The sequence below is a fragment of the Corallococcus sp. AS-1-12 genome (assembly GCF_020036995.1).
GTDB lineage: Bacteria > Myxococcota > Myxococcia > Myxococcales > Myxococcaceae > Corallococcus.
In genome coordinates, this window is record NZ_JAIQDD010000005.1 from 363,056 (window position 1) to 379,934 (window position 16,879).

The following is a 16,879-nucleotide window of genomic DNA, read 5'->3' on the forward strand; positions in this document are numbered from 1 at the left end:
CGCGTGAAACAGGCGGGCTGATCCGTCCGCGGGTCCGCTCCCAGTGTCCGGGGCTGGGCATTCAGTGACACTGGAGGCCCGAACTTTCGGTTTGGCAGCGGACGCTTCTCATCCGCCGAGAGGGGCAACCCTGGTCGGGTCCGGAGCCCTCCCTAGATTCGAGCGGCCACCATGGCGCTCCTTTCGACCCTGACACTGTTTCCGGCCTACTCCCTCGACACCTCCATCCTGGTGGCGGTGCTCGTGGGCGTGCTCATCCTGGCGCTCCTGACGGAGACGCTCGGGTGGGTCTTCGTGGGTCTCGTGGTCCCCGGTTACCTGGCCTCGGTGTTCGTCATCCACCCGGAGGCGGGTTGCACCGTCGTCGCCGAGTCACTGCTCACGTACGGTCTGGCGCTCGCGTTCTCCAGCGGACTGTCCCGCACGGGGGCCTGGAGCGAGTTCTTCGGCCGCGACCGCTTCTTCGCGGTGGTGCTCGCCAGCGTGGTGGTGCGCGCGGTCAGCGAGACGTGGCTGTTGCCCGTGCTGGGGCACTGGATGGACGAGCGGTGGGGCACGTCCTTCATCGTCGACCGCAGCCTGCACAGCATCGGCCTGGTGCTGGTGCCGCTCACCGCGAACGCCTTCTGGAAGCTGAAGCTGCGCCGCGGCCTGTGGCAGGTGGCGGTGCCGGTGGCGCTCACCTACGTCATCCTCCGCTTCGTGCTGCTGCCCGGCACCAACCTGTCCTTCTCCAGCCTGGAGCTGATGTACGAGGACGTGGCGCAGGACTTCCTGTCCAGCCCCAAGGCCTACATCATCCTGCTGACGACGGCGTTCCTCGCCGCGCGCTTCAACCTCAAGTACGGCTGGGACTTCAACGGCATCCTCGTGCCCGCGCTGCTGGCGCTCACGTGGCTGGAGCCGTTGAAGCTCGTGGCCACCCTGGCGGAGGTGCTGCTGCTGGTCGTGGCCGCGAAGGCGGTGCTGTCCGTGCCGGGGCTGCGCACGCTCAACCTGGAGGGGCCGCGCAAGACGGTGCTCGTCTTCTGCCTGGGCTTCCTCGTGAAGTGGTGCATCGGCTGGGCCATGGGCGCCCGCGTTCCAGGCCTCAAGGTCACGGACCTGTTCGGCTTCGGCTACCTGGTGCCCACGCTGCTGGCGGTGAAGATGCTGCAGAAGCAGGTGATTGCCCGCGTGCTGCTGCCCACGCTGCACACGTCGCTGGCGGGCTTCCTCATCGGCAGCCTCGCGGGCTTCGGGCTGTCGCTCATCGAGCCGCGTCCGGCCACCGCGCTCACCGCGGAGGCGCCGCGCGAGCACGTGCCCGGGCTGGGGCTGGACCAGTCTCCGCTGGGCCTGATGGTGATGGGCCGCGCCACCGCGCGTGAGAGCGACGTGGGCGGGCAGTCGCTGCGGCTGAAGCACGGCGACCTGCGCGAGTACAGCGGGCTGTGGAACGGGCTGGATGCGTGGCTGGAGTCGGGCCGCGCGGAGAGCCTGAGCGCGCTGCGCACGAAGGCGGTGGCGCTGGGGCTGGAGCTGCGCGAGCTGCCGAAGCAGGACGGCGTGCCCGCGCGCTTCGCGCTGGTGGAGCGCGTGGAGGGCGCCGGCAAGGCGGGCTGGGACACGTCGCTGCTCGTCCCCGGCGCGCAGGGGCCGGTGCTGGAGGTGCCGCGTCCCCTGACGGAGGCGCCGAGCGCCGAAGCCGCCGCGCTCTTGTGCGAGCGCGTGAGCTGCCGCGCCATCATCGTGAGCGGCGTGGATTCCCACCGCGCGGGCCTGGTGCTGGGCGACGCGCTGGCGCAGTCGGAGACGCCGCTGCGCCACGCGCACGACGCGCTGTCCTCGCGGGAGCGGGTGCAGTTGCGCGTGGATCCGTCGCTGAAGCCGGGCCAGGTGGTGCTGCATACGCCGGACGGCAAGGCGCCTCGGGGGCTCGACCTGCTGTGGCCGGGCGCGACGGTGACCGCTCAACCTCCGCCGGAGCCCGGCGGCAACTGGGGCGAGTCGCGGGTGAGCGTGCTGCGCGCGGGCGCCTTCGACCTGGCCTCGCTGGTGCTGGCGCACGCCCAGGCGCTGGCCGCGCCGATGACGGAGCGCGACGCGCTGGGCACGCTGATGGTGGCGCCGGAGGTCGCGCGCGTGCCGGCGGTGCGCCCGTCGGACGCGGAGCTGCTGGTGCTGGAGCAGCAGGTGGCCTCGCCGCTGTTGGGCGGCGGGACGGCGGACGTGCCCAAGGCGCTGCGCGCGCGCTGGGCCGGGGCCATGGCGGCACTGATGGGCCTGCGGGTGCACCCGGTGACGGAGTGCGCGGGCGCGACCGGGTGCTGGTGGGTGACGGACGCGGAGGGTACGCCGGGCCGGCTGGGCGCGGGGCTGATGGTGCGCCCGGGCGGCTCGCCGCTCGCGCTGGAGGTGCCGTCACCGGCGCGCGAGGCGGGCACGCTGCAGGTGGCCTCGGAGCTGTGGCACGAGTCGCGCGCCACCGCGCTGGTGTTCGCCACCGCGTCCGGCGACCTGCCCCACCCCGCCACCTTCGGGGAGCTGCGCACGAGCTTCCAGGCGTTCCACCAGGCGGTGCACCGCGCGCTGCCGAAGGAGCAGGGCTGGGTGCTGCACCTGCGCGGCTTCTCCGGCCGGCCGTCCGTGGAGGCGGACGTGCTGGTGGACGTGGGCAGCCCGGTGCTCACCGAGGCGCAGCGGCCCGCGGACCTGGAGCGGCTGTTGTCCCAGGAGGGCCCGCTGGGCTGGCTGGGGCAGCGCGTGCGCTACCACGACGGCTCTCCGGAACTGACGGGCCTCAACGACGCGAGCCCGCAGCAGGTCTTCTCCCGCACCTTCGGCGGGGCGCGGCTGGCCACGCTGTGGCTGTCCGAGCCGCTGCGCGGCGCCTTCGTGGGCCCCCGGCTGGCGGCGGAGGAGCTGGCCCTCACGGGCCTGTTGCCCGAGGAGCCTCGCGAGTCTCCCGAGCGCGCGCTGCTGGGGGACCGGCTGGTGGCGCCGACGCAGCCGGTGTCCGCCGCGCTGAAGGAGCACTTCGCGGAGCTGACCGCGAGCGCGGAGCGCTACGTCGCGCAGCAGAACGTGCATGACCTCCGCGCGCTGGCGCAGACGAAGCGCGTGGGCAACGTGACGCGTCAGGTGAAGTCCGGCTTCAGCGCCGAATACGGCCTGCCCTTCCTCCTGGTGGAAGCGCGGCAGGGCAAGCAGGTGCTGCGCGCCGTCTATTTCCTTCAGCAGCACCCGTCGCCGGCGAAGCGCGCGGAGCTGACCGCGGGTGACGCGGAGCTCGCGAGCACGGTGGACCTGGCGCTGCGGCACCGCCGTCCGGTGGTGCTGACCGGGGAAGTCTCCCGCGAAGAGGCCCGTCGATGAAGACCCGCAGCCGCGCCCTCGTGGCGCTCCTTGGACTGATGGTGGGCCTGGCCCTCATCTGGGGCGCGAGCCTCGCCGTGCTGGGCAACACCGACACGCCCACCGCGCGGCGCGACGCGAAGTTCGTCAACGCCGAGCGCCTCATCTTCTACCGCCTGGAGCCGGGCCGGGAGATGCGCGTGCGCGTCCCCGCGGAGGCCGAGGAGCTGCTCATCGTCACGCACGAACTGCTCCCGGACGGCACGCCCTACGCGCCGGAGAAGCAGTACCAGTACGGCCTCAAGGCCATCCTGCGCGGGCCGGACGGCGTCCTGCTGGAGCGCTCCATCTTCACGCGCACGCGCCAGAGCAAGGGCCAGCCGCAGGAGGACGGCACGTTCCTGCAGGAGAGCGCCTTCACCACGCACGCGGACCAGCAGGTGACGGACGAGCGCGAGTTCGTGCTGCGCCTGCCCAAGGAGCGCCCGGAGTACTCCGTGCTGTACCTGCGAGCCGCGGGCGCGAACGACACGCTGCTGGCGCGCGTCTACGTCCGCGCGCACCGGACGCTGCCGCTGCTCGCGTCGCAGAAGCTGGCCCAGGCCCGCGCGGAGGTGCGCGCCGGGCGCGCCACCTTCGAGCCCTTCGAGAAGCTCTCCTCCGACACGCGCCGCTGGCTCGCCGAGGAGCACTGGGAGCGCCTCAACGCGGAGGGCGAGGCGGGCACGGACTACCAGATCGAGCCCGTCTACCGCACCGCCTACCGGCTGCCGCTGGTGGAGGCCACCGAGTCCGTGCAGGAGCGCCTGGGCGCGGGCCGCGCCGTGGCCATCAACGTCACCGGGCCCGCGAAGCCGGTGCTGTGGCTGTGGAGCGACGCGACGGACGCGAAGGCGCAGCCGCACGGCCCCGTGACGGTGCGGACCCTCTCCGCGGACGGCACCGCCCACACGATGGAGCTGCCGGGCCCCGTGGCGGGTTCGCCCATGTCGCATCCGCTGGAGCTGCCGGAGGGCGTGCACACGGTGATGGTGCGCAACGACGGCCAGGAGGACCTGCGCTACACGGTGGAGGGCCCCTTCGAGTCGTGGCTGCTGCCCGCCGAGTCGCGCCCCCAGGCGGGCGTCGCGTCGGAGGGCCGCGTGGCCTTCCTGCCGGACACGCGCCGCACGGAGGCGTTCGCCACCGGCCCGGCGTGCCCGGTGCTGGAGCTGGACATCGACCCGCGCATGGACGCGGTGGGGCGGCTGGTGCGCATCGACGCGCGCTCGCTGGACCGCGCGCCCTCGCGCGAGCCGCTCAACCTGCGCCTCACGGTGCTGGATGCGCAGGGCCAGTCCCTGGGACAGGCCTCGCTGGACGCGACGCCGGAGCCCGCGCCGTTCGAGAGCGCGGCCCTGGTGCCGCTGCCGGGCGGCGCCCTGCCCTGCACGCCCGTGGCGGCGGCGGACCCGGACGCGGGCTCGGGAGAGGTCACGGACCTGCCGGCGTGGGTGTCGGGCGCGGCGAGCGCCCGGGTGTTCCTGCCGATGGGGGCGCGCAAGCTGCGCGTGGAGGCGCCGCGCACGACCATCGTGCAGCTCTACAGCTTCCTGTCCAGCGGTCAGCCGATCGCGGCGTCCGCGCCGTACACGAACGACGCGCTCACCGGCGTGCGCTGGCGCAACGCGCCCGTGGACCAGCGCGCGTGGCACCCGATGCGCCCGGCGAACCTGAACGCGCTGATGCAGGGCGGCGCGCGGATGGAGCTGCTCAGCCAGGTGCGCCTGGAGCCCGTGGGCCCCCAGGAGGAGACGCCTCCGCCGTCGGGTGACGCGGTGGTGGTGCGCCCGTATGGCTCGCCGTCGGTGGTGGAGGTGCTGGAGTCCGGGCCGGAGGACACGGTGGACCGGGTGAAGGCGCTGTCCACGGTGCTGGAGCCGGGCCGCGCGGTGCGGGCGCGCTTCGACGCGCGCACGCCCACCCGTCCTGAGGTGCGCCTCTCGTTGAAGGACGCGGCGGCGCTGGGCAACGAGGTGGAGGTGCTGCTCGACGGAGAGCCGCTGCACCGCTTCACCGTGCGCTCCACGCGGGCGCGGGAGCTGCTGCCCCCGCTGCCGCCGGGTGAGCACGAGGTGCTGCTGCGCTCCACGGCGCCGGGGCTGACGGCGCTGCTCAACCGGCCTCCCGCGGCGGGCAGCGGCCTGCGCTCGCGCACGGTGTATCCGGTGGGCCAGGGAGGGCTGCGCGTGCCGGTGCGCAAGACGGGCCCCGGCGCTGTCACCCTCAACGTGGTCGTCTACACGCCGGTGGCGGAGGGCGCGACCGAGCCCCAGTTGTCCGTGACGGTGGATGGCGGCAACCCGGTGCGCCGAGCCAGCGTGCTGGTGCCGCACGTCACGCGCGCCGAGCGCACGGTGGTGCTGCCGGCCTCCGAGCGCGAGCCGGCCATGCCGGTGGGCCGCCCGGGCGTGAAGTGGTACGCGCGCACGGTGCCGGTGACGCTGGGCGAGGACATCGCGCCGGGCATGCACACGGTGCGCATCCAGGCGCTGGGCGCCGGCCCCATGTGGGCGCGGTTCTTCATGTTCGGCCAGGCGGTGGAGAACACCGCGCCGCGCATGTGGAACCGGGGCGGCTGGCAGCCGGACGAGGACATGTTGTGAGCTTCCTCGGGAAGACCGGGTCGTGGCGCCCGCTCGTGGCCGCGGGAGTCGTGTCCGTGCTGGGCGCTGGCGTGAATGCCCATGCCCAGACAGCCATCCCCGCGAAGGGCGCCACGCGGCCCGCGCCGGAGCGCGTCCCCCAGGAGGATCCATCCGTGAACGTGCCCGAGCAGTCAGGGTGCCGCGTGGACGCGCGCTTCTCCGGGCTGTGGCCCCGCGCGGACGCCGTGACGTTCCACCCCACCACGCTGGAGGAGCGGACGGCGTTCGCGAAGCTCATCCCCGCGTTGCTGGCCGCCGCGCCGGAGCGGAAGGACGTGCCCCCGGAGCTGACGAACGTGGCCGCGTCCGTGGGCTTCTTCCTGGAGACGTGGACCACGCCGCGCGACACCTTCTGGGTCTTGCGGGAGCGGCCGGACGGCTACCACGGCGCGGGCGCGTATGTGATTCGCACGGGCGAAGCCACGAACGACGTGGTGCAGGTGCCCCACCCCTACTTCGACATCGGCACGGAGGACATCGGCTCCAGCCTCTTCTCCTGCCCGCCGGAGGGCCGCGCGCCGCGCCTGTTCATGACCGCCACCGCGCACCGCTACAAGGGCACGCCCGGTGAGACGCCCGAGGATCCAGAGCACCCCGCGGACGTCGCGCACAACCCGGAGCACCTCTTCCAGAGCGTGACGGACCTGGCCGCGCGGCAGCTCGTCTCGCCGCGCGTGGTGCAACTGCACGGCTTCGGCGAATCCAAGGTCCAGAAGGGCCGCACGGAGAAGCTGGCCGCGGTGATCAGCGACGGGACGCGCAGGCCCGGAATGTGGGCCCGGAAGGTGGCCGCACCGCTGGAGGAGGCGCTCGGCCCAGGAGTGAAGCTGTTCCCGACCGGGGTGCAGGTGCTCGGCGGGACGCAGAACGCGCAGGCGCGTCTGCTCCAGGCCTACCCGCAAGCCCGCTTCCTGCACCTGGAAATGTCATCCCGTACGCGCAAAGCGCTGGTGACCCCGGCGCGTCTGGCCCTGCTGGCCCAGATTCTGTTCGCACCCTTGGAGGACTGAGCGCCGATGTTTCCTGTTCGACGCCGCGCCCGTTACACCCTGCTCGTGGGAGCGCTCGCGGCGCTGCCCGTCATCGCGCAGCCCGCCGTCTCCCAGCCGTCCGTCATCGCTCGCAGTGAGGAGGGCATGACCTGGCAGCCGCGCGCCATCCGGGGACCGGTGGCTCTGGAGGACCTCCGGGGCCACGCGCCCTATGTGCCTGGCGGCGTGCCGCAGGTGACGGGCGCGATGGAGGTGACGTCCCAGAAGGGCGCGGCCGTGTGGCTGGGCCCGCTGGACGTGGTGCGCGTCACCGGCCCCGCCGGGGCGCTGCGCTTCACCCGCGTGCCTTTGTCGGAGGGCGGCGAAGCGCCCGAGCTGCGCGTGGAGGAAGAGGGCGTGTCGGAGCGTCCGGGCCGCTGGTACCTGGCGGAGCCCATGGGCGCCGGCAGCATCTGGTGGGTCACGGCGACGAAGAACGCCCGCATCGTGGTGGAGCGGCCCACGCACACGTCCACGGCGAGCACCGAGGAGCGGATGCGGGACGCGCTCCTCCAGTGGGTGGACGGCAAGGGGCCGCGCCCGGCGCTGGCGTTCGACGCGGCCACGCGCGCGCGGCTGGACGTGGACGCGGCGTTGGAGGCGGAGCTCGTGAAGGACGAGCCTGCGTCCTCGGCCTTCCGGACCGCGGTGCGCGACTGGCGCAAGGCCTCCGCGCTGCGCGAGTGGGCGCTGGTGTCACCGCTCTACGGCCGGGCGGTGCGCGTGGAGCGCCCGCGTCCCACCGGCACGGAGGTGGTGCTGGACGGAATGGACGCGCCCTGGGTCCGCCCGGAGGGGAGGGGCTCGGTCTGGGCGATGGAGATGGAGGGCCCGGGCGTGCTGTCACTGGAGGCGCGCGCCGTGCTGGGCAACGGCTCGCCCGCCGAGGCGCCGACGGTGGAGGTGTACGGCGTGGGCGGGGTGCTCGCGCAGGCGCAGCTCACGCCGCAGCCCGCGTGGGCGGAGGCGCCCGAGGGCGCGGCGCTGCCGGACGGGCGCACCGCGCGGGTGCTCGCGTCGGGTGAGCGCGTGGGCATCGCGGAGGAGATGCGCGTGGCGCTGCCTCCGGGCAAGCACAACTACCGGGTGAGCTGGAAGGGCCCCGCGCCGCTGCTGCGTGCGCGCGTCGCCACGCGCCGGCCCACGCTGTCCGAGGCGCTGTCGCACCAGACGCACTGGACGGAGCTGGCGGAGAAGGCGTGGGAGGTGGTGAAGCAGGACCCCGCCGCCCGCCCTTCGCTGCTGCGCCAGCGGCTGGTGGCGCTGATGCCGGACCTGGCGCGCGGCACGTACGGACGCATCAAGACGGAGGGCCTGTCACCGCTGCTGACCGTGATGGCGGCCCTGGTCGACGGCGACACGGACGTGGCGGTGGAGGCGCTGAAGGGCGCGGATGCGTCGCCGCTCGCGTGGCACCTGCGGTTGCTCACCGCGAAGAAGCTCCTGGACGCGAACAAGCCGGACGTGGCGCACGCGCTCCTGGGCACCGCGCCCGCGCTGCCGGAAGCGGGCTTCCTCACCGCCGAGGCGTCGGAGCTGGTGGCCCGCCTGCCGCTGGGCGACCCGCTGCGCAGCCGCGAGCTGGCCGCGCTGGAGCTGGCGTGGCGCGCGGATCCGCTGTCGGAGGACATCCGCCGCGGCTACCGCACCGCATGGTGGCGCGCGAGCCGCTGGTCGCAGGTGACGCCCGCGCCCCGCGACGACGGGACCGAAGTGAAGGTTTCGCACTGGCTGGACCTCCAGGGCCTGGAGGCGGACGCGTCGATGACGGGCAGCGCGCTGTGGCCGCTGGCCGCGGGCGGCACCACGCACGTGCGGGCCACGGGGCTCGCCGAGGCTCCCCCCCTGCTGCGCGCCTACGTGATGACGCCGCCGGGCGCGAAGGTGAATCCGGTGCTGCGTGTGGGTAGCAACGCCTTCCCGCTGCTGCCGCTGTCGGCGGTGGAGCCGGTGGAGATTGCCCTGCCGCCGGGTGAGCACGCCCTGAAGCTGGAGGGCGTGGAGGGCACGCGCGCGTTCCTGTCGCTCGCGCCCGCGAAGGCAGAGGCGACGCCGGGCGAAGTGGGCTACGTGCGCTCGCAGTGGCCGGTGAAGGTGGAGAAGAAGGCGGTGCGCTTCCGGGTGCCGGACGCGAAGCTGCCGTCGCCGGTGCGTGTGCAACTGCGTCCGTTGAATGCCACGCCGGGAAAGCCGCTCGTGGTGCGCATGAACACGGACGTGGGCCATCCGCGCAGGCTGGTGCTGATGCCCACGGCCGCCAGCCCGCGGCACGTCGCGCTGGACGGAGCGAAGGGCACGTCATCCGCGCCGGTCTCAGCCGTGGTGACACTGCCCGCGCAGGCGCGCGAGGTGTGGTTCGAGCCCGAGGACCCGAAGGCACAGCTCGCCGTCTCGCTGTCGGTGCGCCGCGCGGAGGTCGCCACGTCCGAGGAGCCCCCTGCCCTGCCGCAGCAGCCGCAGGCGGGCACGGCGTACGAGACGCTCCAGGCGCTCTCCCGAGCGCTGCGCACGGGGCCGGATGAAGTGGAGCCGCGCCTCGCACGCGCCGAGCTGCTCTCATCTCTTCAGGAGGACGGCTTCGCCCGCGCGGACGTGGGCCGGCTGCTGGACGCGCAGGCGAAGCTGACGCCGGAGCAGCAGCGGCGCCTGCTGGCGCTGATGGACCGCCTGTCGCAGGCGGCCCCGCGCACGGTGCGCTTCGCACAGGCCATCACCCAGCCCACGCTGGTGTCACCTGCCTTCCCGGCGTTGGACACGGGCAGCGCGAAGCTCACGGCCACCAGCGCCTCGGCGCGCAACAGCGGCACGGGCGCGCAGGGCAATGGTTCGCTCGCTGCCACAAGCACCTCGGCACGTAACGGCAGCACGGACGCGCAGGGCAATGGTTCGCTCGCTGCCACAAGCACCTCAGCGAGCAACAGCGGCACGGCCGCGCAGGGCAACACGTCGCTCGCCGCGCTCAGCGCGCAGGTTCGCGAAGGCCACACGGCCGCGGCGCTCTCAGCGGTGTCGGGAGACAAGAGCCTCGCGGGCCGCTACCTCCGGGCCCGGCTGCTGTCCGCCTCGGGTGAGGACGCGGCGGGTGCGCTGGCCATGGCGGCGCTGTACCGCGAGACGGGCCTGCCCCAGGTGGGCCTGGAAGCGCTCGGCATGCTGGAACGGCTTCAGGACTCGCCGCAGGCGTGGAAGGACGGCGGTGCTCCCCTGGGCGCGGCGCTCGCGAGCCAGCTCCAGGCCTGGGCGGATCACCCGGATGTCCGCCGCATGCGCTTCACCGCGGGCCGCTGGACCCGCTGGGAAGGACTTCGCGACGCGGAGGAGACCGCGGGCTCGCTCGTCGCCACTTCAGAGGCCGGCACGGACGACGAGGACGTCGCCATGTCCGTGCGCAAGGCGCTGCTCGCTCCCCCGTGGAAGCTGTCGGAGGCGAAGCTGCTGCCCGCCGGTGCTTCGCGCGTCATGAGCCTGGTGGTGAAGCAGCCCCGGCCCCTCGGCGCGGAGGTTCTCTGCGGCACCACCCCGCGTCCGGGCGTGGACGCCGCCGGCACCTGCGCCTTCGCGCTCCGCGTGGACGGCCGCGTGGTGCGTGAACTCCAGGTCGCCGAGGGCGAGACCGCCATCCTGGGCACGCGCCTGGACGTCCCCGGCCGCCACCAGGTGGAAGTGGTGATGGCGCGCGCCGAAACGCAGCAGACCGGCCTGGTGCGCTTCGTGGAGTCCGAGGAGGCCACCGCCAACGCCCGCGTCGTGGCCGCCCCGCAGCCCCTCTCCCTCCTGCGCAGCCGTCCGGGCGCGCCGGTGGTGATGACCGTGCTGGGCCCCACCGCCCTGCGCGTGCGCGCCACCGCCCTCGCCCCCGCCGCGGGCCGCGAGCTGCTCCTGCGCAGCACGCCGCTGCCCGCCGGTGACGGCACCGGCGGCTCCAGCGCGGAGGAAGGCCCACTCATGCACCTGGGCCTGCCCGAGGACGCCGACCCCGGCCTCCAGGGCGCGTCCCAGCCGCTGGGCCGCATGGGCGAGACGTGGCTGCTGCTGCCCTCGCGCGGCCCGCACCGCGTGAGCCTGGAGTCGCCCGCCGGTGAAGCCCTGGTGCAGGTGCAACTGGGTGTCGCCTCGGATCCGAGCGCGCTCGCGGCCCCGTCGTGGGCCCAGGGCACCACGGGCCTGGAGCCCCTGCCCTGGCCCGCGCTGCCGCCCAGCCTGTCGCTCCTGCCCGAGGGCATGCCTCCGGAAACGCGCACCGGCGGCCTGGGCATGCTGTCCGCGGAGATGGGCTACCGCAGCGAGGACGTGCAGGAAGGAGAGCTGCTCAACCGCCCGCTCCAGACGGGCCTGGAGGTCCGCCTCTCCCTGCGCCGCGAGCTGTCCCCGGGCCGCGCGTGGCTGCGCTTCACGCCCGAGGCGCGCTACCCGCTGAACCAGTCCGCCGTGTTCGGCGGCACCGTGGCCGGCTATGTGAATCAACTGCCCGGCGACCTGCGCCTGTCCATGCAGGGCTCCGTGTTCTCGCAGACCATCGACGGCGCGATGCGCTGGAGCGCGCGAGGCCGCGTGGCGGCGGACCGCTACGTGCGCCTGTCCCCGGACGTGGGCCTCATCCCCGGCCTGGGCCTGACGCTGGAGTCCATGCAGGGCGGCAGCGCGGTGGACGCCACGCGCTACGACCAGAACGTCTACTGGCTCTACGGCAAGGACCACCCGCGGCGCCTGTCGCCCCGGCTGTCGCTGCGCTGGCAGCCCTTCCAGGACCACGTGGCCACGCTGGGCATGTCCGCCGTGAGCAACGCGAACGTCTACACCGTGGACAACGCGGGCGCCTACGCGAGCTGGGCGGCGCTCCTGGGCGGCAAGCTCCAGGGCACGCGCGTGGAGCTGGGCTACGGCGCGTCGCAGCGCTTCCAGGATGATCACCGCGCCACGGCCTACCTGCGCCACCGCGTGTCGGGCCGCGTGGACTGGAACGTGTGGATGGGCAAGGGCGGCAACCGGCTGATGCTCTTCGCCGAGGACCGCGCCTTCCTCTCCGGCCCGTACGGAATGCAGAACATGTTTTCACTCGGAGCGCGGTGGGATTGGACGGGTGGACGTGGGCTCCAGGACGTCACGCCCACCGAGGAGGAGTTCGAAGAGCTGCTCGATGAACGACGTTTGCAGCCTTGAGGAGGGGGGAGCTGTCGTGATCCGAACGCGGGCCTGGGGGGACCGGGCAGGTTTCTCAAGCAATGAATAGCTCTGGCCGCGACATGCACCTGGCGAACGAACCTCTCGAGTCCCAACTGCTGGAAGCCCTGCCGCCGCTGCACCGCCGCGTGCGCGGGGCCCTGGTCGAAGCCCTGGCCCAGCGTCTGGTGGAATCGTGCCCTCGCCCCGCTGGACTGGACGGGCTGGCCCCGTGGCTGGGCGTGGCCCTGGAGGCCCTGGAGACGGAGCTGGCCGCGGTCCACGCGGAGATCGTCCAGTTCACCCGTCAGCACAATGAGGCGCAGGACGACGCCGCCCGCCGCCAGGTGCTGGTGGAGCACATCCGGGCCACGGTGAAGGACCGCAAGGACCGCAAGGAGGACCTGCGCGCCCTGGACCGGTGGATGGGCTTCGACGCCCTGCGCGAGCGGCTGGAGAAGCGCCGCCACAAGCTGCTGATTGAAGAAGAGACGGCGCTCCGCGCGCTGACGGGAGTGCTGGGCACGGCCCACGCGCAGGAGCTGCAACCCGCCGCCGTGCCGCTGGCGAGGCAGCTCCTGGACCGCGCCGTGGACGCGCCCCGGGCGCAGAACCGCTTCGCCGCGCTGGAGGCCTTCCGGCAGCTCGCGCGGACGGTGCCGGGCGTCGCCGCGTCGCTGCCCGAAGTGGGCCCCACGCTGACGAGCCTCGCGGGCCAGGAGGACGTGAGCCCGTTCTTCCAGGCGGAGGCCCTGCGCGCGCTGCTCACGGTGGACGCGCTCACGGGCCTGGCCCTGCTGCGCCAGCGGCTGCGCGCGAAGGCCCCGTCGGAGAAGGACTTCCTCTTCCGCCGCCAGGTGCTGGAGCAGTGCGCGCCGCTCTTGTCGGAAGAGCACCGCATGCCGCTGCTCACCGAGGTCGCGCACCACGACCCGAGCGAGTACGTGCGCATGGGCCTGTGCGCCCTCATCGCGCAGCGCCCGGACGGACAGCCGCTGCTGCGCCGTCTGGCGGGCCTGGAGCAGGTGCCGGCCGTCGCGGGACAGCCGCTGTCCGAGCCGAGCCCGCGCGTGCGCACCGCCGCCGTGCTGGCCGCGGTGGACGCGGCGCTCGCGGCCCCGAAGGTGAAGGGCCCTGCCCTCCAGGTGCTGGTGGACGTGCTCGGCCGTGACACCGCGCCGCTCGTGCTGCGCGTGTCGTGCGAGCGCTCCGCCGCGCTGGCGGAGTCGCTGGGCGCCGCCGGCCTGGGCCCCGCGCACGCGGCGCTGCTGGACGCGGTGGAATCGCTGACGACGCAGCCGGGCGCCACCGGGCCGGTGGTGGAGGCCGCGGCCGCGGCGGCGCAGGTGCTGCGCCGGGTGAAGGACCCCGTGCGCCAGGCGTGGACGGCGTTCCTCGCGGGCCGCGTCTCCAAGCTCCGGCCGGGCAGCCGCACGCGCATCCCGCTCCAGCCCGCGCCGGAGAACCTGCCGCCGATGCCGGAGGGCCCCGCGTGGCTGGGCGCCATCCTCGCGGACCTGTCGCAGGACGGGCATGGCCTGTACGCAGAGCGCACGGACAAGACGCTGACGCTGTGGCACGGCGACCGGCAGGAGCGCCGCCTGTGGCGCGTGTGGCACGAGCTGGGCCGCCCCGCGCCGAACAAGCGCCAGGCGTTCCTGCACACCACCGGCCGCGTGATGTCCGGCACGCTGCGCGCGCACCCGGGCCACCTGGACGAAATCACGGAGACGCTGGTCCCCGGCGAGCGCGTCCACGTGGCGAGCCAGGGCAGTTGGGGCCGGCACCTGCCCACGGTGGATGACCTGCTGGACCTGCCGCTGTCGAAGGACGGCAAGGTCCACCTGTTCAGCAGCCACGGCGAGACGGTGCTGGTGCCGCCCGCCTCGCGACTGCGCCGGCTGACGAACCGGCTGAAGGTGTCCAAGGACTACCGGCGGCTCGCGTCGCTGCGGCTGGACTCGCTGGGAGGCGAGGAGCCCCGCGAGCGCCGCCGCTTCGTGGAGCAGGTGGAGCGCGAGCTGGGCGTCCAGGTGCGCTTCACGCCGTACGGTCAGCACAAGCAGGTCCCCGCTCCGCTCGCCACGCTCTTCCACGAGCCGGAGCCCGCGCCGAAGCCGGCGTCCACGCTGCACACGCCCGCGCTGCTGGGCCTGCAGAGCGGGTTCCTGGCGCTCCTCACCGAGCGCATCATGGAGAACGAGGGCTACTTCCTCGGCATGGGAGGCAACGGCATCGCGGCGCTGGGCCTCTTCACCGCGGCGCTCTTCTCCATCTTCCTGGGCGACACGTACGTGAAGCGCCAGAACGTGCGGAAGTCGCGGGAGAAGATCCCGCTCGTCATCGGCGGCTGGGGCACGCGCGGCAAGTCCGGCACGGAGCGCCTGAAGGCGGCGCTCTTCTCCGGCATGGGCTTCGAGGTGTTCGCGAAGACGACGGGCTCGGAGGCGATGTTCGTGCACAGCGCCCCGGGCGCCGGGCCGTCCGAGTTCTTCATCTTCCGCCCCTACGACAAGGCCACCATCTGGGAGCAGAAGGACATGGTGGAGCTGGGCGCGCGCCTGGGCACGGAGGTGTTCCTCTGGGAGTGCATGGCGCTGCAGCCCAACTTCGTCGAGCTGCTCCAGAACGACTGGATGAAGGACGACTTCGCCACGCTGACCAACGCCTATCCGGACCATGAGGACATCCAGGGCCCCGCGGGCATCAACGTCGCGTCCGTCATCACCAACTTCATGCCCAACGGCGGCCGGGTGGTGACGACGGAGGACCACTTCCTCCCCCTCTTCAAGCAGGCGGCGAAGGAGAAGGACACCACGCTGCTGCACAGCGCGTGGTGGGAGGCGGAGCTGATTCCGGAGGAGTTCCTCGCCCTGTTCCCCTACCGCGAGCACCCGCGCAACATGGCGCTGGTGGCGACGCTGGCGGAGCAGCTCGGCGTGTCGAGGCCGTACGCGCTGGCGCTGATGGCCGAGCACGTGCAGCCCGAGATTGGCGTGTTGAAGGTCTTCCCGCCGGCGAAGGTGCGCGGGCGGCAGCTCCAGTTCATCAACGGGCACTCGGCGAACGAGCGCACGGGCTTCATGAACAACTGGATCCGCACGGGCCTGGGGGACGTGGACCCGGACGCGAACCCGGAGCGCGCGGTCATCACGGTCATCAACAACCGCTGGGACCGCGTGTCGCGCTCGGAGGTGTTCGCGCGCATCATGGTGGAGGACGCGCCCGCGGACCGGCACGTGCTCATCGGCACGAACCTGGAGGGCCTCCAGAAGTACGTGCGCGACGCGTTGGACCGGCACCTGTCGAGCACGGAGGTCGTCGCCGCGGAGGAGGTGGCGAGCCCCGAGGGCCAGGCCCGCGCGGAGGCGCGGCTCGCGAAGGAGCTGGCGAAGCTGAAGGTGCCGCGTCCCACGACGGCCACGTTCCTGGACCGGCTGGAGCGGTACGCGGCCGGCGCCGGGCTCCATGCGACGCCCACGCTGGCCCTGACGGCGGCGGTGGAGAAGGCGCTGGAGGGCGGAGACGACGAGGTGGGCGTGGAGAAGGTGCGCCGCGCGCTGGAGCGCGAGGTGGGCCCGCTCATCGACGAGGCGCTGTCTCCGGCGACGCGCGTGCAACCGCAGCCCCTGCCGGAGGTGCTCACGGCCGCGACGAAGGACGAGGTGCGCGAGCACGCGCTGTACCTGCTGGCCCGCATGGCGGTGCACGCGCGGCTGAAGGCGCTCCTGCCCCGGGGCGAGGCGGACGCGCAGGGCCGCGTGAAGGCGTTCCACGCGAAGTTCCGCGACGCGTACCGGGCCATGATGCTGGAGCAGTTGGTGCCGGTGTCCGACTCGCAGGCGACGGGCGACCAGGTGGTGGACGCGTGCGCCCGCGCGGTGGCGCCCGGGATGCAGGTGAGCATCATGGGCGCGCAGAACATCAAGGGCACGGGCCTGGACTGGGTGTACCGCTGGATGGCGCTGGACCGGGTGACGACGGCGCTGAAGGCGCTGGAGGGCACGTCGGTGGAGGCGCGGCGGCGGGCGCTGGAGTCGCTGGAGACGTTCGACGACTCGGGCTTCGTGGACGCGGGCCTGGCGCGCACGGTGCTGCCGGGGCTCGTCGGCAAGGCCGCGTCGCCGGACGAAGCGGACCGGCTGCGCAAGCTGGCGGAGCGCGCGCGGGCTCGGCACGAGCTGAAGATTTCGGCGCTGACGCACACCGCGGCGGGCGGCGCCACGCAGGTGGTGGTGCGCAAGCTGGAGAAGGTCTTCGACTACCTGGACAGCGTGACGCGCCGCCGGTTGAGCGAGATGTTGCTGGAGGACCTGGAGACGGGCCGCGTGTCGCATGCGCGCGCGGCGGTGGAGACGCGCAAGCTGTACGAGCGCCAGAAGGGCGGCTGGCTCTTCCGCGGCCTCAAGAAGCAGCCGAAGCTGGCGCCGGTGGTGGAGGCGCCCACGCCCGCCATGCCGGCCCCCGCGGAGGTGGTGTTCAAGACGACGGTGGAGCGCCCCGGCGCCAAGGTCCCGGTGCAGGTGCATCACGTCCCCCTGGACACCAACGCGCTGGCGAAACTCGACGGCCCCGTGCTGCTGCGTGACGAGCCGCTGAAGAAACAGGGACCGGACGTGCTGGGCCCCGAAGCGGCGGATGACGCAGGCGAGCCGCTGTCCTGAG

The 16,879-nt window shown here is 73.4% G+C and carries 5 protein-coding genes; all 5 read left to right on the plus strand.

The genetic code is table 11. The features are described 5' to 3' along the window. The first annotated feature begins 171 nt into the window (after positions 1-171). The 5 genes from K8556_RS11200 (at position 172) to K8556_RS11220 (ending at position 16,878) form a co-directional block, all read left to right on the plus strand. Positions 172-3,357, plus strand: coding sequence for a poly-gamma-glutamate biosynthesis protein PgsC/CapC (locus K8556_RS11200; RefSeq protein WP_223740025.1), 3,186 nt, complete (start codon positions 172-174; stop codon positions 3,355-3,357). Beyond that, positions 3,354-5,981: a hypothetical protein gene (locus K8556_RS11205; protein WP_223740026.1), complete on the plus strand. Its 2,628-nt coding sequence runs from the start codon at positions 3,354-3,356 to the stop codon at positions 5,979-5,981. Before K8556_RS11200 ends, K8556_RS11205 begins: the two co-directional genes overlap by 4 nt. 35 nt (positions 5,982-6,016) lie before the next feature. Then, positions 6,017-7,033, plus strand: coding sequence for a hypothetical protein (locus K8556_RS11210; RefSeq protein WP_223740027.1), 1,017 nt, complete (start codon positions 6,017-6,019; stop codon positions 7,031-7,033). A gap of 6 nt (positions 7,034-7,039) precedes the next feature. Continuing rightward, entirely contained in the window at positions 7,040-12,214 is a 5,175-nt protein-coding gene (locus K8556_RS11215; protein WP_223740028.1) for a hypothetical protein, read from the plus strand. A gap of 62 nt (positions 12,215-12,276) precedes the next feature. Further along, entirely contained in the window at positions 12,277-16,878 is a 4,602-nt protein-coding gene (locus tag K8556_RS11220) for a hypothetical protein (protein WP_223740029.1), read from the plus strand. Position 16,879: the final 1 nt, after the last annotated feature.

What these genes read in the sequence shown, in the direction of transcription:
- K8556_RS11220 (WP_223740029.1), top strand. Translation starts at nt 12,277, where the DNA reads ATGAATAGCTCTGGCCGCGACATGCACCTGGCGAACGAACCTCTCGAG.
- K8556_RS11200 (WP_223740025.1), top strand. Translation starts at nt 172, where the DNA reads ATGGCGCTCCTTTCGACCCTGACACTGTTTCCGGCCTACTCCCTCGAC.
- K8556_RS11205 (WP_223740026.1), top strand. Translation starts at nt 3,354, where the DNA reads ATGAAGACCCGCAGCCGCGCCCTCGTGGCGCTCCTTGGACTGATGGTG.
- K8556_RS11215 (WP_223740028.1), top strand. Translation starts at nt 7,040, where the DNA reads ATGTTTCCTGTTCGACGCCGCGCCCGTTACACCCTGCTCGTGGGAGCG.